Consider the following 17,300-nt stretch of genomic DNA (forward strand, 5'->3'; position numbering starts at 1 on the left):
AGCCCCGCCATGCCCAGTCACACCTTCAAGCTCAACGGCGAGCAGATCACGGTCGAGGCCGAGGACGACGTACGGCTGCTGTGGGTCCTGCGCGACCTGCTCGGCGTCACGGGACCCAAGTACGGCTGCGGCCTCGGCGTGTGCCAGGCCTGTACGTCGCACATCAACGGCAAGGCGTTCAACCCGTGTTCGGTGCCGGTGTCGAAGATCGGCCCCGAGGACGAGGTCACCACCATCGAGGGTCTGCCCGCCACGGTGGGCAAGGACCTCCACCCGATGCAGGAGGCCTGGCTCGACCTCGATGTCGCGCAGTGCGGGTACTGCCAGCCGGGCCAGATCATGACGGCGGTCGCCAAGGTCCGGCGCGCGGCGGAGGCCGGCCGCGACATCACCGACGCGGACCTCGACGAGATCCGCAACATCTGCCGCTGCGGCACGTACACGCGTATCCGCGAGGCCATCAGGACGGGCGCGAAGAACATGTGAACGCCCGTCGTGCGCCACCCCGGCGAAAGGTTTTCAGGTCAGCGGCCGGGGAGGTGCGGGCCCTCTGCCGACGTCGCGTACGAGGTCCAGGCCGAGTACCCGGTCCACATACGCGAAGGTCTCGAAGAGCGCTCCGGCCGGGGCGTCCCCGGAGTGCTCCAGGCGGTGCAGCGTGCGCAGCACCCCGGGCAGGTCGAGGTCGTCCTCCAGGCAGTCGCGAATGCTGTCGCGGGCGGGTCCGGGCATGGGCCGGGACGGGCTGTCCGCCCAGGTGGCCACCGCGTGCCGCCACCGCACCAGCGTGTGATGGGCGGCGGACACCGACGCGGGTGCGAGGCGCAAGGGCTCCGTGCGCGGCTCGGTCAGCAGCGCGAGGCGCAGGGCCAACGGGTCGTCGGCCCGGTCCGCGACACCGTCGGCGGCATGCGCGTCGCCGACGGCGAGCCGGATGACGTCCCCGTTCGCCTCGTCCGGCGCGTCCTCATGCGGTCCCACGCGGACGGCGAACGGACCGCCGAGCTCGCCCTCCACACCCCGCTCGTCCCCGTGCGCGGCGGCCGGGTGCATGCCGAGCTCGGCGGCCCGCGACTGAAGCGCCGCGCGCCGCTCGTCGGCCCCGTCCGGGCAGATCAGCCCCGTGTACGCGATGGTTCCGGACAGCTCGAGTACGCGGGTCAGGACGTCGGCGACGAGCATCGCCCGTACGTCGGAGAGCGCCTCGCCGCCCTCGGGGAGGGCCACGGGCACGCCGATGCGCACCACGCTCCGGTGCATCACCGGAGCGACAGAAAGGCCCGAGCAGGCATCGACGAGGCGCAGCATGGCGCGAAGCCTATGCGCAACTCCCTCCGCCCGCCGAGACGTGCGCCCGAATCAGGACCTCGCGCGTCGCGGATCGGGGGTCCACGACCGGCATTCAGCCCCAACCGACCAACATCATCGGGGTGTTGGCGAGGCGGTCACGTGCGGCGGAGGCTGACGCCGGTGACGGCCGGCAGGGGTACGGCCGCGACCTGGATTACGAGGCTGACCGTGCCGGACCGGACCACGAACCGCCAGCCTCATCCCTGTCGCCTCATGGGTCGTCCGGCCCCCTCCCCGCCGCCTTTCGGGTAAGTCGGCGGCGCCCCGGCCGATGAATCCGCGCCGCGTGGGGAGTCTCCCCTTCGACCCCACACTCGAGAAGGTGGATCGATGACCAGCTTGCAGGGCATTCTCGCGCCGCACGTCCGCGACGGCTCGCTGCCGGGGACGGTGGCCCTGGTGGCCCGTGGTGACCGGGTCGAGGTGGAGACCGCCGGTTCGGCCGCCCTCGGAGGCAGCACTCCGATGGCCCGGGACTCGATCTTCCGCATCGCCTCGATCACCAAACCGATGGTCGCCGCGGCCGTGATGATGCTGGTCGACGAGGGGCGGATCGCGCTGAACGACCCGGTCGACCAGTGGCTTCCCGAGATCGCGAAACCGGTCGTGGTCCGCACGCCGGACGCTCCGGTCGACGACGTGGTCCCCGCGGCCCGGCCGATCACGGTGGCCGATCTCCTGACGTTTCGCGCGGGGTGGGGCTTCCCGTCCGACTTCTCGCTGCCTGCGGTCCAGTCGCTCTTCGGGCTCCAGAAGCACGGCCTCTCCCCCCAGCTCGTCGCGCCGCCCGACGAGTGGATGGCGCACCTCGCCCGCATCCCGCTGCTCAACCAGCCGGGTGAGGCGTGGCTGTACAACACGTGCTCCGACATCCAGGGAGTGCTGATCTCCCGGGTGACGGGGAGCGCGCTGCCGGACTTCCTGGCTGAGCGCGTCTTCGAGCCGCTGGGGATGACCGACACCGGATTCGAGGTGCCGGCCGGCAAGCTCGACCGGTTCACCACGTCCTACCGCCCGCGCCCGGAGGGCGGCCTCGAACTGGCGGACGCTCCCGACGGGCAGTGGAGCAGCCTGCCCGCGTTCCCGTCCGGCGCGGGCGGGCTCGTCTCGACCGTCGACGACTGGCACGCCTTCGCCAGGATGCTGCTCGCGCAAGGGGTCGCGGGTGGCCGGCGTCTCCTGTCGGCCGACGCGGTACGGCAGATGACGACCGATCATCTGACGCCTGCTCAGCGCGAGGCCAGCGGCCTGTTCACGGAGGGGCAGGGCTGGGGCTTCGGCGGCTCGGTCGACGTGGCGCCCATCGATGCGTGGAACGTCATGGGCCGCTACGGCTGGGTCGGCGGCACGGGAACGACGGCGCACCTCGTCCCGTCCACGGGCGCGGTCACCATCCTGCTCACGCAGGTGGAAATGACCGGTCCGACCCCGCCCGCGCTGATGCGCGACTTTTGGCGGTACGCGGCCGCCGAGACCGCCTGACCGTCGGGCGCCCGCCTACGAGACGACCTTCGACACGCACGTCCCACACCGCTCGGCGAGCCCTTGGACCGCACCCTCGCGTGGTACGGCGAGTGGCTCGCCGCGCGGTGAGGGGCCGGCCGGTCAGTGCGCGATCGAGTCGATCAGCTCACGCGCTCCCTGCCGCAGCAGGGCCACGGCGACCGAGGTGCCGAGGGTCGCGGGGTCGAGAGGGCCGGCCCATTCGTGAGCGTTGAGCACGGTTTTCCCGTCCGGGGTGAACACGCAGGCCCGCAGCGACAGATCACCGCTGCGCTGCGCCCTCGCGAACCCGGCGATCGGGCTGTTGCAGTGCCCCTGGAGGACGTGGAGGAACATGCGCTCCGCACTCGCCTCGCGGTGGGCGTCGGGGTCACCGAGCCCGGAGATCGTGTCGATCAGGCCGGTGTCGCCCTCACGGCACTGAAGGGCCAGGATCCCTGCGCCGATCGGCGGGCACATGACCTCGGGCGACAGGACCTCTGTGATCACGTCCGTACGCCCGATGCGTTCGAGACCGGCCGCGGCCAGGAGGAGCGCGTCGGCGTCGCCCGCCGCGAGCTTCTCCAGGCGCCGGTTCGCGTTGCCTCGCATCGGCACGCACTCGAGGTGCGGGTACGCGGCCGAGAGCTGGGCGATGCGGCGCACGGACGAGGTGCCGATCCGCGTGCCGGAGGGGAGCTGGTCGAGCGTCAGGCCGTCCGGATGGATGAGGGCGTCCCGGATGTCGTCCCGCTTGAGGAACGCGGCGAACACCGTTCCCGCGGGCAGGGGCCGGTCGGCGGGCACGTCCTTGACGCAGTGCACCGCGAGGTCGGCCTCACCGGCGAGCAGCGCGGCGTCGACCTCCTTGGTGAACGCCCCCTTCCCCTCGACCACGGACAGGTCGCCCATCCACTTGTCGCCGGTCGTCTTGACGGGGACGACCGAGGTGCGGATTCCCGGGTGCAGGGCGGCCAGCTCGGCGCGTACGCGCTCCACCTGGGCCAGTGCCATGGGCGAGTCGCGGGAGACGATGCGGATCAGTTCAGGGGCGGACATGGCCTCCACGATAGAGGGTCACGCCCGCCCGCCCGACGCGCGTTCAGCCGCCGGTGAACTGGTCGCCCGTCACGGTGACCTTCCGGCCGGCCGGCGTGTCGGACGACGTGCTGCTCAGGCAGCTGCCGGACGCGGGATCGGTGACGGTGGGGAGGCTTCCGGTGTACTCGTTCCCGCCCTCCGTCCCGACGGGTCTGCCGTAGGTGACGGTCACCTGCTGCGAGCAGCCCGCCGTCAGATACGGCTCGATGAACCCCTGGTCGGCGGACTTGAACCGGCCGGACGCGACGGGGAGCCTGAAACTGCCGATGTGCGCCACGCCGGCACCGGTCCCGGTGTCGACGACCTCACCGTTCATCAGCTGCGTCGTACCGTCGTCGCTCACCCGCGAGAGCTTGACGGCATACATCGTGCCCTTCGTGTACGGGAACTGGACGGCGCAGCTGACGCCCGCGCCGCCGTCGGCGCCGTACTTGCAGTGGCTGTCCGTGGTGGTGGCATTGGCGTTGAAGGAGCTGAAGACGGCCTGGAGGGTGGGCTTTCCGTTGACGGCCGGCTTCGGCTGGAAGCCCGCGTACGGCCGGGTCCCGCTCTCCAGGGTCGTGTAGTACGCGAAGTAGATGCCGGACGCGTCGGGGGCCGACTCGAACGACATCGGCAGGGTCAGCTCGGTGACGGGCGTCGGTGCGCCCGTCGTCCAGCGGACGGTGGGCGTAGAGGCCCAACTCTCGCCCGCCGCACCCAACGTGAGCAGTGCGGCGGCTCCGGCGGCTGTGGCCAGACGTAGCGGCTTCATCGTCTCTCCTCGTACTCGGTGGTGTGCGGGCTGCGCGACAGCATGTAAGCGTTTGCTATTCACTCGCAAGGGAGCTCGCAATGTTTCTGTCTTTTACTATGGCCGCGGCGATTTGATGGGTAGTAACCGCTCACATCGGGAAGCGGGCCCGTACGCCCCGTACCCGCACATGAAAGGCGAGAAGTCCGTGGACACCAGCCAGGCCCGGCACACCGACGGCGACCTCACGGTCCGTAAGGGAGGGGCCGGGTTCATTGACCGCCTCGCTCCGCTGTGGCTCGCGCTGCACGCCCATCACCAGTCCGTGCAGCCCGGGTTCACCTACTTTCCCGACGCGGACTCCTGGGAGTTGCGCCGCGACTGCTACCGGCGCTGGATCCTCGACGAGGGCTCGTTCGTGCTGCTCGCCGAACGGGACGGGCAGCCCGTCGGGTACGCCTTCGTGCAGATCGGGGAAGGCCCGGACGACACCTGGGTGACCGGCACCCGCATCGCCGAGCTCCAGACGCTGTCCGTCCTGCCGGCCGAGCGCGGCCACGGCATCGGCACCCTGCTGCTCGACCTGGTCGACGCCGAACTGGACCGCATGGGCGTCACCGACCTGCTCATCGGGACGCTGGCCGCGAACGCGGGGGCGCGGCGCCTGTACGAACGCCGGGGCCTGCGACCGGTGTTGGTGCACTACGCCCGGTTCGCCGCCGACGGCGCGAAGCCGGCGTAGGAGCTCATCCCTCGCTGGGCCGTGCCCGCACGTGGAGCCGTTCGCCCTGGGGGCCGAACAGGGAGAGGAACTCGACCGGGTACGTGCCGGCGTTGGCGAAGCCGTGCGGGGTGCGTGTGTCGAATTCGGCGGCCTCACCGGCCGTGAGGATGAGGTCGTGCTCGCCGAGGGCCAGGTGCAGGCGGCCGGTGAGCACGTAGAGCCATTCGTAGCCCTCGTGCGTGTTCTGTTCGGGCCGCACGCCGTCGCCGAGTTCGCGCACCGGCATGATCTGTTTGTAGGCGTGCAGGCCGCCCAGGTGCCGGGTCAGCGGGATGAAGGTGTGGCCGTAGCGGGTGATGGGGCGCGGGTGGATCCGCGGGTCACCGGTGTCCGGGGCGCCGACCAGCTCGTCGAGCGGCACATGGTGGGCCTTGGCCAGCGGCAGCAGCAGTTCCAGCGTGGGCTTGCGCTGCCCGGACTCCAGGCGCGAGAGCGTGCTCAGCGAGATGCCGGTCTGCTCACTCAGCCGGGCCAGGGTCGTCCCGCGCTCGTGCCGCAGGGCCCTCAGCCGGGGCCCCACGCCGGCCAGGACGGGGGTGAACTCGTCGTCGCTCATGCTTCGATTTTGCTCTTACGGCAAAGAATTTTGTCAACCGGGACAGTACCGGCGCAGGCTCGGACACGACGGGACAGCACCGGCGCGGGCCAGGTGACCAACGGAGGCAATCCCATGAGCAATCAGCTGAGCAAGCAGATGGAGCCGATGATGAGCGTTGACCCTTCGCGTGACGAGCGGCGCTACGACGTCGTGGTGATCGGCGGTGGCGCCGCCGGGCTGAGCGGGGCCCTGACCCTGGGGCGGGCGCGCCGCTCGGTCCTCGTGATCGACGCGGGCGAGCCGCGCAACGCCCCGGCCGACGGCGTGCACAACTACCTGGGCCGCGAGGGCACGCCTCCCGGCGAGCTCGTGTCCGCCGGCCGCGACGAGGTGCGCAGGTACGGCGGGGAGATCGTGGCGGGCCGCGTCGTCACGGCCGAACGGGACGGCGACGGGTTCCGGGTCGTGCTCGACGACGGCGGCGCCGTGCGCGCCGCCCGGATCCTGGTCACGACGGGCCTGGTGGACGAGCTGCCGCAGGTGCCGGGCCTTGCCGGACTGTGGGGTTCGGACGTCCTGCACTGCCCGTACTGCCACGGCTGGGAGGTCCGCGACCAGGCGGTCGGCGTCCTCGGTACGGGGCCGGCCGCGGTGCACCAGGCCCTGATGTGGCGGCAATGGAGCGAGAGCGTCACCCTCCTCCTGCACACCGCGCCCGAGCCCACCGACGAGGAGTACGAGCAGCTCGCCGCCCGCGGGATCAGCGTGGTCGACGGCACGGTGGCCGCGCTGGAGAGCGAGAACGGCCGGCTGGCCGGAGCCCGCCTGGAGCGCGGCACGCTCGTGCCGGTCCAGGCCCTGGTGGTCGCGCCCCGGTTCACCGCGCGCGCCGGTTTCCTCGGCTCCTTGGGGCTCGAACTGTCCGAGCAGGAGTTGAACGGCATGGTCATCGGCACGCGCATCCCTGCCGGCCCCACGGGTCAGACGGCGGTTCCCGGGGTGTGGGCGGCGGGCAACGTCACCGAGCTGACCGATCAGGTCATCGGCTCGGCCGCCGCGGGACTGCGCGCGGCCGCGGCCATCAATGCCGATCTGATGGAGGAGGAGACCCGCGCCGCCGTCGAGGCGCGGCGCGCCGACTTCTCCGGGTTCTCGCCGGAGGCCGAACGCCAGGTGTGCGAGCGGGTTCTCGGCAGCCGGCGTCACGGCCTGTGACGCTCAGGCCCCTCCCTGAGCCGTGACGTCTTGCGCCGCCCGTCGGCGCGGTGCGGCCCACGTCCCGTCGTCCTGGTCAGAGTGCGAGCATGCGCTCGGTCAGATGGGCGGCCACGTCGGTGTCCGCGGCGAGGACGACGCGGCAGCGGGCGCCGGGCTGGTCGGGGAAGCCCTGGTGGGCGCCGCGCAGGTCGCAGATGGTCTGGCCGCGGCCGGGTCCGTCGGTGTCGTCCACGGTCACGTGCACGCGGGGTGCGAGGCTCGCCACGACGCCGCCGGTGGCGACGGCGGCGGCCAGCGGGTCGTGCGCGGCGCAGCAGGGGCGGCCGAACGTCTGGACGTAGAAGGCGAAGTAGACGTCGAGCATCTCGCCGAGTGCGCGCGCCATGGGGCGTTCCGACTCAAGGAGCTGCGTGCGGTGCGACTCCTCGAGGGTGTGCGCGAGGGTCACGTCGAGGGGGACGAGGGTGATGTCCCACGGCGCGTTGAGGACGGCGTTGGCCGCTTCGGGGTCGTTGTAGATGTTCGCCTCGGCGACGGGCGTGATGTTCCCGGAGACGAGTCCGGCGCCGCCCATGATGGTGATGTCCTGTACCAGGGAGGGGAGTTCGGGGTCGAGCTTGAGGGCGGCCGCGATGTTCGTGAGGGGGCCGGTGGTCAGGAGCCGCAGGCGTCCCTCGTGGGCGCGGGCCAGGCGGACGATCATCTCGGGGCCGCTCTCGGCCTCGGGGGCGGCCTGGGCGTCGGCCACGTCGATGTCACCGATGCCGTTCACGCCGTGGATGTGGGGGACGCCGCCGGGGAAGGTGCCGGCGAGCGGGTCGTGCTCGCCGACGGCGACGGGTATCCCGGGCCGTCCGGCCAGTTCGAGGAGCGCGAGGGTGTTGCGGGCGGCCTGCGTCGAGTCGACGTTGCCGCTGACCGTGCCGATGCCGACGAGGGAGATCTCGGGCGAGGCCAGGAGGTAGGCCAGGGCCATCGAGTCGTCGATGCCGGTGTCGCAGTCGAAGTAGAGCGGCTGCGGTGCGTTGTTCATGGGTTCTCGACTTCCTTGTGCACGTGCGGGTTCAGGGAGGCCAGGGTGTCAGGCGTGGCCGGCATGGAGTTCGGGGAGGTCGGGGTGTCACTGTCCCTGGCCCCCCGCCCGCCCCGCTGCTCGTCCTCACCCAGGCGGCGCGGCACGGCGGCCCGCCGGCTATCTCCCGAAGTACGCCGTCCGCGCCGGGGAACGGCTCTCGATCAACCAGCCGCCGCAGTCGTAGGCCACTCGCTGGGGAGCGCGTCCGGGTCGGGGGCGTCAGCCACCGCCCATCCCGCCCTGCGCCGCCAGCATCGTCATGCCGAGACCGCCGACCGCCTTGCCCAGGCCGGGGGCCACGGCGTCGAGCCGTGCCGTCAGTTCCTCGATGCGGTCCTTGCGGGCGTGGGCGTCCGACCGGGAGACGACCGACCGGATGCCGCCGGCGGCGGCCAGGGCCACGAGCGCGGCGTCGGCGGGCGCGATCCGCGCGGCGGGCTCGATGCCGTGCAGGAGCCCGGCCGCCGTGGCCTGGAGCGAGGTGACCGCGGAGGCGTCCCGCACCGTCACCTCACGGCGGGAGCGGCCGAAGGACTTCTTGTCCTCGACTGTGAGGACTCCCTCGGCGACGAGCCGGTCCTCGACCGCGTGCAGCGTCTCCTTGCGGTCGTGCTTGATCCAGGACTTCCAGCCGCGCCGGTCACGCGCGACATGGTCGAGCGTCAGGTCGAGGACCGGGTCCCCGGTCGGTCCCGGCGTCGCGACCGACACATCGCCTCCGGAGCCGGCGAGGTTCCCCCGGATCGCCAGCTCGGCCAGGACGGCGGCCCGGATCAGGAACCCGGTCCTCGTACGGTCGTAGAGGCCGTGGGCGGAGGTGTCGTAGGCCATGAGATAGATCCGGCCGTACAGAGTCTGCGTCATGACATCGACGCTACGGCGTTCATGACCGTGAGTGATCCGTCCAGCGGGTGGAGCGGCGCTGGGCCCGACGGATGAGCCGGCCGGGCGCTCATCCTGGAAGACGCGTCACGCCGGCGGGGTCGCCGACGGACGTCAGGCGCTCTCCTTGACGTAGGCCTCGAGGCAGTCGGCGAGTTCCATCGGGTGACTCAGTGCCGCCAGATGGCCGCCCGGCACCTCGTCGGGGGTGATGCCCAGCCGGTCCTCCGCCACCCGGCGCTGGAATTCGGCGGGGAAGAAACGGTCGTCGCGGCCGGTCACCACCCGCGTCTCCACCGCCGGCCACACGTCGAGGGTGAACGGTGTGGCGAAGGCCGCCTCGGACTCGTCCTGGTTGTGCTCCGCCGACGCGTCGATCAGCGTCTGCGGCACGTCGTGCAGGAAGTACGTCTCCAGGTCGGTCTCCGCGTCGGGGTCCCGGCCCTCACGCACGTCGTTCGCGCGGCGGGCCTCTTCCTGGCCGGTGTGGGCCCACCACTCCCCTGGTGTCTCGCCGGGCCGCGGGATCATCCCGTTGACGAGTACGAGGAGCGACACGGGCAGGCGCGGGCACACCAGCGGCGCGGTGAACCCGCCGAGGGACTGCCCCACGACCACCAGGTCGGTCCGGTCGCCGACCGCGTCGACAACCGTGTCCACATACTCCGGAAGACCTGCCCGGGGGTCGTTCCCGGGGAGGTCCACAGAGACGACGTCACGCCCCCGGCGGCTCAGTTCGTCACTGACCCCGTGCCAGTACCAGGCCGAGCCGCCGGCTCCGGGGATCAACACGTACGTGGTCATGGTGCACCCTCCACGATGGGACCGTCCGTCTTCTGTGTGACCGTCGTGCGCACGACGGTCCTCTCTCTGACTCTCGGTCCCCGCGGAACTCACCGCATGTCGGCAGGCCGCTCCTTGGACTCGAACGGAAAGCGGCGGCGGAAGTCGTCGGCAGCGTCCTCCAGGGTGCAGAAGGAGACACCCTCGTGGCCCGAGACGTAGGCGATGAAGCGCTCCAGCATCAGCAGTACCTGGGGGCGGCCCGAGACGTCCGGGTGCAGCGTCACCGGGATGACCGCGTAGTCGAGCTCGCGGTGGACCCAGTCGAACTGGTCCTTCCAGTCCTGTTCTAGCGCGCGCGGGGACACATAGCCGTGGCTGTTGTGGGAGTGCTTGTTGAACATCATGGGAGGGAGGTCGTCCACGTACCAGTTGCCGCAGAACTCGACGAGGTCGACCTCGTGGCCGTGGATGAGGGGCTTCATCCAGTCCTTCGCCTCACCGGAGTAGTCGATCTTCGTCCAGGAGTCGCCGACACGGGCGTAGAAGGGGGTGAAGTCGCGGTAGTTCTGGGAGTGGTCGTAGGAGAAGCCGTACTTGTGGAGCAGCGCGGCGGTCGACTCGGACATCTCCCACCAGGGGGCGACGTAGCCCTTGGGCCTGCGACCGGTGAACTGCTCGATCAGTTCGACGGACTTCGCGAGGACGTCCTCCTCCTGCTGGGGGGACATCGCGATGGGGTTCTCGTGGCTGTAGCCGTGCGCGCCGATCTCGTGGCCAGCCTCGACGATCATGCGGGTCTGCTCGGGGAACGTCTCGATCGAGTGACCGGGGATGAACCACGATGTGCGGATGCCGTGGCGTTCGAACAGCTTGAGCAGGCGCGGGGTGCCGATCTCTCCGGCGAAGACGCCGCGCTGGATGTCGTTCGGGGAGTCCTCGCCGCCGTAACTGCCGAGCCAGCCGGCGACGGCGTCGACGTCGACTCCGAGGGCGATCTTGATGTCCTTCATGGGGCAGCTCCTAGGTCACAGGGCGGTGCGGATGCGGGTGACGGCGTCGTCGAGGGCGGCGGTGTCGGTGGGCGTCCAGTCGCGTTCGGCCAGACTGTGGACGGAGATCCAGCCGGTCATGGCTCCGCCGGTCTCTACGGGGGCGAGCATCTGGGCCTGCACCCCGTAGACGTCGACGAGGGCCTGCGGCGGGTGGGGGTCCACCTGGAAGTGGGGCTGGATCAGGGGCCTGCGGTGCTGTTCGAGCCACACGACGGTGTTCAGGTTGCGCTGATCGAGCGACGCGTCGCGGCGGATCGGGCGCACGCCGGGGCGCAGCGCCTCACCGGCGGTGAGGTCGACGTGCAGGCCGAGCTCGGGCAGGTCGACGCGGAACGTGGTGCGGTCGGCGCCGGTCGCGGCGAGGAGGCCGGTGAGGGCGTCCTGGATCAGGGCTCGCAGGCTGCCCGAGCGCAGCAGGTCGCCGTGGCCGGTGAGGCGGGGGGCGGCGCCCGCGAGGTCGAGGGCCTTCCAGAGGGTGACGGTGACCGAGTCCAGCACCGGTATGCGCAGGGCCGGTTCGAGGCGTTCGGCCTCCGAGGCGCCGTGCACGTTCGTGCAGAGGACGGCCACCGCGTGTGTGTCGCCCTCGGCGGCCCGCTCGATCTGCCGGGCGATGTCGGTGGCGGGGATACGGGCGAAGGCCTCGTTGTCGTCCTCGCCGAACGGCTCCGCGAAGGAGCAGCTGATCCCCTCCTTCGCGTACGTGCCGACGATCCGCTCGCACACGTCCCGGGTGTAGGGCAGCGCGAGTCCGAGCCGGGTGACGCCGTACGCGGCGCAGGCGTCGAGGAGGGCGAGCGTGGAAGTGGTGGCGGGGATGCCGGTCTCGGCGGTGACCGCGGCGGCGAGCGCGCGGTCGCGCTCGATGCCGAGCCAGGAGCCCGACGTGCCGTTCCACGCGATGACATCGACCTTGGCGTCGGCGAGCTGTCGGGCCGCGGCCAGCATCGGACCGGGGTCGAACTGGGCGTCGCTGTCCCCGTCCAGGGCTATCCGGGTGACGGGGACGCGCGCGAAGTGGGCGGTCGCGGCGTCCGTGCCGTGCAGGAGGGCGTAGGTCTCCGGTTCCAGGGCGGTGTTGGACGACGGGGTCAGCATCCCGAGGCGGGGTGGCGTGTGACTGGTCATCGGGTGGCGAGCCTCCTGGAGTAGTCGATGACGAGGGACGAGACGGTGAACAGGACGCCGGCGCCGACGAAGTAGAGCAGGGCCCAGGTGTAGGAGCCGGTGCCGCCGACGATGAATCCGACGGCGATGGGCGTGACGATTCCGGCGATGTTGCCGGAGAGGTTCATGGCGGCGCCGACGACGCCCGCGTTGGCCCGGCCGCCGAGGATCGAGGGCAGGGACCAGTAGAGGCCGGCCCAGCGCAGGAAGAAGAGCACGCCGGAGAGCAGCGCGACCGCGGTGAGGGCGTCGGGCACGAGGACGACGCCGAGGAGCCCGGCGACGACGGCGGCGCCGGCGATGCCCATCAGAGTGCGCATCACGCGGTTGGCTCCGGCGCCGGTGGCCTGCCAGCGGTCCGAGATCCAGCCGCCGGTCAGCTCGCCCACGAAGCCCGCGCCGAAGATGGCGAGGGTGGACCAGCCGATGGTCTTGATGTCGAAGCCCTTGGTCTCCGAGAGGTAGAGCGGGCCCCAGGTGAGGATGCCGTAGAAGACGCCGTTGAAGCCCATCCAGCCCAGGCACATGCCCCAGAACGAGCGGTACTTGAGGTAGGCGCGGAGGCGGGCGCGCCGGTCGGTGCCGGCCGCGGCGTCCTCGGCGGTGTGGGCGCGGTCGATGTAGTCGGCCTCCGCCGCGTTGACGCCGCGGTGGGCGCGCGGGGTGTCGCGCAGGAACCACAGGGCGAAGATGCCGATGGCCGCTGTGAGGACACCGGCGACGACGAAGCTGATGCGCCAGCTGCCGGTCCAGGCGATGAGTCCGGAGATGGCGATGCCGCCGAGCGCGGAGCCGAGCGGTGCGCCGCCGTCCATGAGGACGGCGCCGCGGCCGCGTTCCTTCGCGGGCAGCCAGTTGGCGTTGAGTTTGCCGCCGGCGGGCATGACCGGTGCCTCTACGGCGCCGAGGAGCAGGCGGAACCCGAGGAGGGAGCCGACGCCGGTGGCCGCGCCGGTGAGTCCGGTCGCGACGCCCCATCCGACGCAGGCGCCACCGGCCATGTAGCGGGGCCCGAAGCGGTCGATGAGCCAGCCGCTGGGGATCTGCATGAGCGCGTACGTCCAGAAGAACGCGCTGAGGACGAAGCCGGTGACCTCTTTGGAGAGGTGGAGGTCCTCGGTGATGAGAGGCAGGGCCACGGAGACGGATCCGCGGTCGATGTAGTTGAGGGCCACGACGGCCAGGAGAAGGACGAAGACTTTCCAGCGGGTGCGGGTGGGCCGGGCGGCGGGGGCGGGCCCCTCGTCGGCCACGGTTCTTTCATCTGTGCTGTGTACGGGGTTGACCTGCGACATGGCGGACCCTCGATTCGGCGGACTCCGGGTACGTGCTGACGTGCAACTTCCGCGCTATGGCATACCAAACAATGAAGGGAACCCCAAGGCCCCGTCAAGCGTTTGGTATACCGTAAGAGCAACTTTTCGGGGAGGACACATGGCACAGGGCCAGACCGGGGACGCCACGTCCCAGAGCGGGACGGGGTGGCTGCGCGACCAGGTCTGCGAGGGGATCCGCGACCAGATCATCGGCGGCAGGCTCAAGCCGGGCGACCGCCTCGTCGAGCGGGACGTGGCCGAGGAGTTCGGCGTCTCCCGCATCCCGGTGCGCGAGGCCATCCGCGTCCTGATGAGCGAGGGGTTCCTCCAGGCCCTGTCCCCGCGGCGCATCGTCGTCAAGGAGCTGTCGCGCCAGGACGTGGCCAACCTCTTCGATCTGCGCGAGGCACTCGAGGTCCTGGCGGCGCGCCGGGCCGCCGAGAACGCGGACGAGGCCCAACTCCGCCAGATGCAGCGACTGCTGGAGACCGCCCGCAAGGCCACGCTCGCCGGGCGTCCCGAACGCGTGTCGCGCGCCAACACCGCGTTCCACCACCACATCGTCGAGACGGCGGGCAACGAACTCCTCGCCGCGACCCTCGAACCCCTGGAGGGCCGGCTGCGCTGGCTGTTCCACCAGATCGACGACCCCACGTCGGTATGGGAGGAACACCGCCGCCTGTACGAGACGATCGCCGCGGCAGACCCCGAGGCGGCGGCCGCGTGCGCGCTCCGGCACGTGCGCCACTACAGGGAGGTGGCGCTGCGCCTCCTGTTCGACGCGCCCGACACCTACTGAGCCCCGTCGGCCGCCGGTGGGCTCACGGCGCCACATGCTCGAACACGGCTGCAGCGCACAGGACTTGGACGTCGGTGAGGTGGCGGCCGACGATGTACCGCCCGACGGGCAGACCGTCCCGCGCGGTCTCGCGGTCAGTGCCCCGCGAGCAGCTTCACCCCCACCACGCCGGCCCCGATCACCGCGTCGACCACGGCCGCCAGGCTGGAGGCGAGCAGCCCGCCGCCCATCCGGCGGCCGCCCTCGAAGCCCCAGGCGGCGATCCCGGCGATGCCCGCGCCGGCCGCGATCCACAGGGCGGTGTTGAGGTCGAGGGCGCCTGCCGCGGACAGAGCGTCCATCGCAAGCGGGCCGGCCGCGGACGAAAGGAGGGGGCTGCTGACGTACAGCATGTGCTGGACCTCGGCGCGCCCCGGGAACCGCTGGTGCACGACGCGGTGCGCCTGCACGTCCGCGACCAGCGTGGCCAGCCACAGGCCGACCGCGGTGCCCGTCACATAGGCGGCAGCGGTCCAGTGCTCCGCGTGCGGGCTCTGCGCGAGGCCCACGACCACCGCGAGCATCGTGATCGCTGCGTAGATGCGCTCCTTGAGGCGCTCACGCAGGGTGTTGAGCCACTCCCCTTTTTTCTCCATATGTACAGCCATGCGCGAACAATAAGTGCAGCGCCCGCCGGGAGATCGCTCCCGCCGGACGCTGCACCGGTGTCCGTCTCGATCCGTCCTACGGCTTGCGCGCCACCGCGCCGTAGATGCCGCCGTTCTCCGCGCGCGGGGCGTCCGTGTCCCGGAACCACTCCGTCGCCGTCACGAGGCCGGGCTCCACGAGTTCGAGCCCCTCGAAGAAGCGGGCGACCTCGTCCCGCGAGCGGAACCCGAGCTCGATCCCGCCCTTCGCGTACTCGGCCGTCACCTGCGCGGAAAGCTCCGGGAAGATGTCGGACGACGCATGCGACAGCACGAGGTAACTGCCGGAGGGCAGCGCTTCCACCAGGGTGGAGACGATGTCGTACGGCTCCTGGTCCCCGGGCAGGAAGTGCATGAGCGCGATGAGCGAGAGCACGACCGGCCGGTCGAAGTCGAGCAGCTTGCGGGCGTGGTCGAGGATCTCGCCGGGCGAGCGCACATCACCCTGGACGTAGTCGGTCATGCCCTCGGGGCTGCTGACCAGCAGGGCCTCGGCGTGCCGCAGCACGATGGGGTCGTTGTCCGTGTAGACGACCCGCGACTCGGGGCGGATCCGCTGGACGATCTGATGCAGGTTCGGCGCGGTCGGGATCCCGGTGCCGATGTCGAGGAACTGGCCGAGACCGGTACCCGCCAGCCACGCGACGGCTCGGTGCATGAACTCACGGTTCTGGCGCGCCCCGTCCCTCGCCTCGGGTGGCAGCTGCTCCCCCACCGCCTCGTCGACGGGGTAGTTGTCCTTGCCGCCGAGAAGATAGTCGTAGACACGGGCGGGGTGGGGCTTGCTGGTGTCTATCCGGGGGCCGGGTGATGTCTCTGCCGTCATGACCACGCAGTCTGCCACAGCAACTCGCTTGTCAGTACGGATGGTTGGCGGTTGACCTGCGGTCGGTCAGCTCACACTGACCGACGTGTCGTCGACGACGAACGACGTCTGGAGGGTGGACCCTTCCGTGCCGGTCAGCTTCACGGTCACCGACTGCCCCGCGTACGCGCCCAGGTTGAAGGTCTTGAGCGCGTAGCCCGAGGCCGCGTCGAGGTTGGAGTAGGTGCCGAGCGTCGAAAGGACGGTGCCGCCGCTGTTGAGGACCTGCACCTTGAGCGTGTCGTACGCCGTGGTGGTGGTGGTCTCGGCCGTGTCGATGTGGAGGTAGAGGCTGAGGGTGGCGGCGCAGCCGGCCGGGATGTTCACCGCCTGCGACAAGGTGTCCGTGTGGGCGGAGCCGTAGCCGTCGAGCCATGCCTTGTAGGTGCCGGTGCGCGCGGGTTCGCCGGTGTCGTCGGTGATGACACCGCTGGAGGCGGTCCAGGTGGTGCTGCCCGACTCGAAGCCCGGGTTGCCGAGGAGCTGGGCGGCGGTGCAGGCGCCCCCGCCGCCGCTGCTGCCGGTGGCTCCGGAGAGCCACTCGGTGGCGTTCAGGGCGAGCGGCGCGTTCGTGCCGGCGGGGTCGTTCCAGCCGTCGTAGAGCGTGTTGCCGGACTGGCCCGTGCCGTCGTCGATCGGGGAGCTGTCGCCCCAGAACGCGACGCGGCCGCTGCCGAACGTGCTGGTGGCGAAGAAGGCGCCCGTGTTGCCTGAATATCCGGTGCGGTATACGAGGCCCTTGACCGCGGAGTTGTCGGCCGGGTTGAGCGTGGCCGTGGTGCCGCTGCGGATGATGCTGCCGCCGACCTTGCCGAACGACCCGTTGATGACGGGGTCGGTGGTGGAGGTGATGGCCTTGGGGTTGTCGGTGCTGATGCTCAGCGTGTCGACGGAGAAGCCGAACGGGTCCGTGGAGTCGACGGAGTTGTTGGTCATGAGGTCGTTGATGACCTCGACCGCGTCGTTGCCGTCGTTGTTGCGGTCCGCGCCGGTGTGGTCGGAGATGAGGAAGAGTCCGCCGCCGTTCTGGACGAACTTCATGACGGCGGTCTTCTCCGCCGCGCTGAGCAGCACGTTCGGCTCGGGCAGTACGAACGTGTCGAAGTTCTTGAGGTCCAGGGCCGATGAGGTCCCGTACGTGATGGTGTTGCCGGACGGCAGCGTCTTGAGCGCGTAGTCGCCGGTCTTCTGCAGGCCTACGCCCCATGCGGAGAGCGCACCCGTCCAGTCGTTCTCGGCGGACGGGGTCGCGTCCTGGCCGAGCGGGTCGGGCTGGCTGGTGCCGATGATCCAGTCGGCGTTGCCGGCGGTCTCGGCCTTGGTGTTGTCGAAGAGCACGCGGTGGGGCGTCGCGGCGGAGGCCGGGGTGGCACCGGCCTGACCTGCCGTCACACCGGCGAGGAGCATTCCGAAGACGGCGGCCGCGCAGGCGACGCGGCGGCGGGGACGTCTGGATCCGAGCATCC

Annotated in this window: 18 protein-coding genes; 5 read left to right on the top strand and 13 right to left on the bottom strand. The window is 71.0% G+C overall.

The window, feature by feature from the left end:
- Positions 1-9: 9 nt before the first annotated feature.
- Complete coding sequence (locus ACWIGU_RS06550) at positions 10-486, top strand: (2Fe-2S)-binding protein (RefSeq protein ID WP_100594586.1); 477 nt, start codon at positions 10-12, stop codon at positions 484-486.
- A 33-nt stretch (positions 487-519) separates the two neighbouring features.
- Here ACWIGU_RS06550 and ACWIGU_RS06555 read toward each other — a convergent pair whose 3' ends face one another.
- On the bottom strand, positions 520-1,308 hold the full coding sequence (locus ACWIGU_RS06555) for a hypothetical protein (RefSeq protein WP_454398067.1): 789 nt from the start codon (positions 1,306-1,308) through the stop codon (positions 520-522).
- A 372-nt stretch (positions 1,309-1,680) separates the two neighbouring features.
- Between ACWIGU_RS06555 and ACWIGU_RS06560 the strand changes: the two genes are divergently transcribed.
- A complete protein-coding gene (locus ACWIGU_RS06560) occupies positions 1,681-2,832 on the top strand; it encodes a serine hydrolase domain-containing protein (RefSeq protein ID WP_454398069.1) in 1,152 nt (383 codons plus the stop codon).
- Between the two features lie 123 nt (positions 2,833-2,955).
- Here ACWIGU_RS06560 and hemC read toward each other — a convergent pair whose 3' ends face one another.
- Entirely contained in the window at positions 2,956-3,891 is a 936-nt protein-coding gene (gene hemC, locus ACWIGU_RS06565; protein ID WP_454398071.1) for a hydroxymethylbilane synthase, read from the bottom strand.
- Between the two features lie 43 nt (positions 3,892-3,934).
- Positions 3,935-4,687, bottom strand: coding sequence for a hypothetical protein (locus ACWIGU_RS06570; RefSeq protein WP_454398073.1), 753 nt, complete (start codon positions 4,685-4,687; stop codon positions 3,935-3,937).
- Positions 4,688-4,874: 187 nt separating this feature from the next.
- Here ACWIGU_RS06570 and ACWIGU_RS06575 point away from each other — a divergent pair, with 187 nt between their 5' ends.
- Positions 4,875-5,408 carry an N-acetyltransferase family protein gene (locus ACWIGU_RS06575; protein WP_454398075.1) on the top strand — a complete coding sequence of 178 codons (534 nt, stop codon included), beginning with the start codon at positions 4,875-4,877 and terminating at the stop codon, positions 5,406-5,408.
- A 4-nt stretch (positions 5,409-5,412) separates the two neighbouring features.
- Here ACWIGU_RS06575 and ACWIGU_RS06580 read toward each other — a convergent pair whose 3' ends face one another.
- A complete protein-coding gene (locus ACWIGU_RS06580) occupies positions 5,413-6,006 on the bottom strand; it encodes a helix-turn-helix domain-containing protein (RefSeq protein ID WP_454398077.1) in 594 nt (197 codons plus the stop codon).
- Between the two features lie 147 nt (positions 6,007-6,153).
- On the opposite strand from ACWIGU_RS06580, the gene ACWIGU_RS06585 reads away from it, so the two are divergent.
- Positions 6,154-7,203 (top strand): NAD(P)/FAD-dependent oxidoreductase, encoded by a 1,050-nt coding sequence (locus ACWIGU_RS06585; RefSeq protein ID WP_454398616.1) that lies wholly within the window; start codon positions 6,154-6,156, stop codon positions 7,201-7,203.
- 76 nt (positions 7,204-7,279) lie between these two features.
- On the opposite strand, the gene ACWIGU_RS06590 is transcribed toward ACWIGU_RS06585, so the two are convergent.
- The 6 genes from ACWIGU_RS06590 to ACWIGU_RS06615 all read right to left on the bottom strand — a co-directional run bounded on the left by ACWIGU_RS06590 (position 7,280) and on the right by ACWIGU_RS06615 (position 13,421).
- Positions 7,280-8,239: a nucleoside hydrolase gene (locus ACWIGU_RS06590; RefSeq protein ID WP_454398079.1), complete on the bottom strand. Its 960-nt coding sequence runs from the start codon at positions 8,237-8,239 to the stop codon at positions 7,280-7,282.
- Positions 8,240-8,500: 261 nt separating this feature from the next.
- Positions 8,501-9,145: a GOLPH3/VPS74 family protein gene (locus ACWIGU_RS06595; RefSeq protein WP_454398081.1), complete on the bottom strand. Its 645-nt coding sequence runs from the start codon at positions 9,143-9,145 to the stop codon at positions 8,501-8,503.
- 132 nt (positions 9,146-9,277) lie between these two features.
- Positions 9,278-9,967, bottom strand: coding sequence for an alpha/beta fold hydrolase (locus ACWIGU_RS06600; protein ID WP_454398083.1), 690 nt, complete (start codon positions 9,965-9,967; stop codon positions 9,278-9,280).
- An 89-nt stretch (positions 9,968-10,056) separates the two neighbouring features.
- On the bottom strand, positions 10,057-10,959 hold the full coding sequence (locus tag ACWIGU_RS06605; protein WP_454398085.1) for a polysaccharide deacetylase family protein: 903 nt from the start codon (positions 10,957-10,959) through the stop codon (positions 10,057-10,059).
- A 15-nt stretch (positions 10,960-10,974) separates the two neighbouring features.
- Entirely contained in the window at positions 10,975-12,129 is a 1,155-nt protein-coding gene (locus tag ACWIGU_RS06610; protein WP_454398087.1) for a maleate cis-trans isomerase family protein, read from the bottom strand.
- Entirely contained in the window at positions 12,126-13,421 is a 1,296-nt protein-coding gene (locus tag ACWIGU_RS06615) for an MFS transporter (protein ID WP_454398089.1), read from the bottom strand. Before ACWIGU_RS06615 ends, ACWIGU_RS06610 begins: the two co-directional genes overlap by 4 nt.
- Positions 13,422-13,602: 181 nt before the next feature.
- On the opposite strand from ACWIGU_RS06615, the gene ACWIGU_RS06620 reads away from it, so the two are divergent.
- A complete protein-coding gene (locus ACWIGU_RS06620) occupies positions 13,603-14,283 on the top strand; it encodes a GntR family transcriptional regulator (RefSeq protein WP_454398091.1) in 681 nt (226 codons plus the stop codon).
- 134 nt (positions 14,284-14,417) lie between these two features.
- Here ACWIGU_RS06620 and ACWIGU_RS06625 read toward each other — a convergent pair whose 3' ends face one another.
- The 3 genes from ACWIGU_RS06625 to ACWIGU_RS06635 form a co-directional block, all read right to left on the bottom strand.
- A complete protein-coding gene (locus ACWIGU_RS06625) occupies positions 14,418-14,930 on the bottom strand; it encodes a hypothetical protein (RefSeq protein ID WP_454398093.1) in 513 nt (170 codons plus the stop codon).
- Positions 14,931-15,006: 76 nt separating this feature from the next.
- Positions 15,007-15,795 carry an SAM-dependent methyltransferase gene (locus ACWIGU_RS06630; RefSeq protein WP_454398095.1) on the bottom strand — a complete coding sequence of 263 codons (789 nt, stop codon included), beginning with the start codon at positions 15,793-15,795 and terminating at the stop codon, positions 15,007-15,009.
- Positions 15,796-15,861: 66 nt separating this feature from the next.
- Positions 15,862-17,298 carry a hydrolase gene (locus tag ACWIGU_RS06635; protein WP_454398097.1) on the bottom strand — a complete coding sequence of 479 codons (1,437 nt, stop codon included), beginning with the start codon at positions 17,296-17,298 and terminating at the stop codon, positions 15,862-15,864.
- Positions 17,299-17,300: the final 2 nt, after the last annotated feature.

It is taken from the genome of Streptomyces sp. NPDC055400, assembly GCF_053644375.1.

Coding starts and splice junctions, on each gene's coding strand:
- ACWIGU_RS06620 (WP_454398091.1), top strand. CDS start 13,603: ATGGCACAGGGCCAGACCGGGGACGCCACGTCCCAGAGCGGGACGGGG.
- ACWIGU_RS06580 (WP_454398077.1), bottom strand. CDS start 6,006: ATGAGCGACGACGAGTTCACCCCCGTCCTGGCCGGCGTGGGGCCCCGG.
- ACWIGU_RS06600 (WP_454398083.1), bottom strand. CDS start 9,967: ATGACCACGTACGTGTTGATCCCCGGAGCCGGCGGCTCGGCCTGGTAC.
- hemC (WP_454398071.1), bottom strand. CDS start 3,891: ATGTCCGCCCCTGAACTGATCCGCATCGTCTCCCGCGACTCGCCCATG.
- ACWIGU_RS06590 (WP_454398079.1), bottom strand. CDS start 8,239: ATGAACAACGCACCGCAGCCGCTCTACTTCGACTGCGACACCGGCATC.
- ACWIGU_RS06570 (WP_454398073.1), bottom strand. CDS start 4,687: ATGAAGCCGCTACGTCTGGCCACAGCCGCCGGAGCCGCCGCACTGCTC.
- ACWIGU_RS06625 (WP_454398093.1), bottom strand. CDS start 14,930: ATGGCTGTACATATGGAGAAAAAAGGGGAGTGGCTCAACACCCTGCGT.
- ACWIGU_RS06595 (WP_454398081.1), bottom strand. CDS start 9,145: ATGACGCAGACTCTGTACGGCCGGATCTATCTCATGGCCTACGACACC.
- ACWIGU_RS06630 (WP_454398095.1), bottom strand. CDS start 15,795: ATGACGGCAGAGACATCACCCGGCCCCCGGATAGACACCAGCAAGCCC.
- ACWIGU_RS06560 (WP_454398069.1), top strand. CDS start 1,681: ATGACCAGCTTGCAGGGCATTCTCGCGCCGCACGTCCGCGACGGCTCG.
- ACWIGU_RS06585 (WP_454398616.1), top strand. CDS start 6,154: ATGATGAGCGTTGACCCTTCGCGTGACGAGCGGCGCTACGACGTCGTG.
- ACWIGU_RS06550 (WP_100594586.1), top strand. CDS start 10: ATGCCCAGTCACACCTTCAAGCTCAACGGCGAGCAGATCACGGTCGAG.
- ACWIGU_RS06605 (WP_454398085.1), bottom strand. CDS start 10,959: ATGAAGGACATCAAGATCGCCCTCGGAGTCGACGTCGACGCCGTCGCC.
- ACWIGU_RS06555 (WP_454398067.1), bottom strand. CDS start 1,308: ATGCTGCGCCTCGTCGATGCCTGCTCGGGCCTTTCTGTCGCTCCGGTG.
- ACWIGU_RS06610 (WP_454398087.1), bottom strand. CDS start 12,129: ATGACCAGTCACACGCCACCCCGCCTCGGGATGCTGACCCCGTCGTCC.
- ACWIGU_RS06635 (WP_454398097.1), bottom strand. CDS start 17,298: ATGCTCGGATCCAGACGTCCCCGCCGCCGCGTCGCCTGCGCGGCCGCC.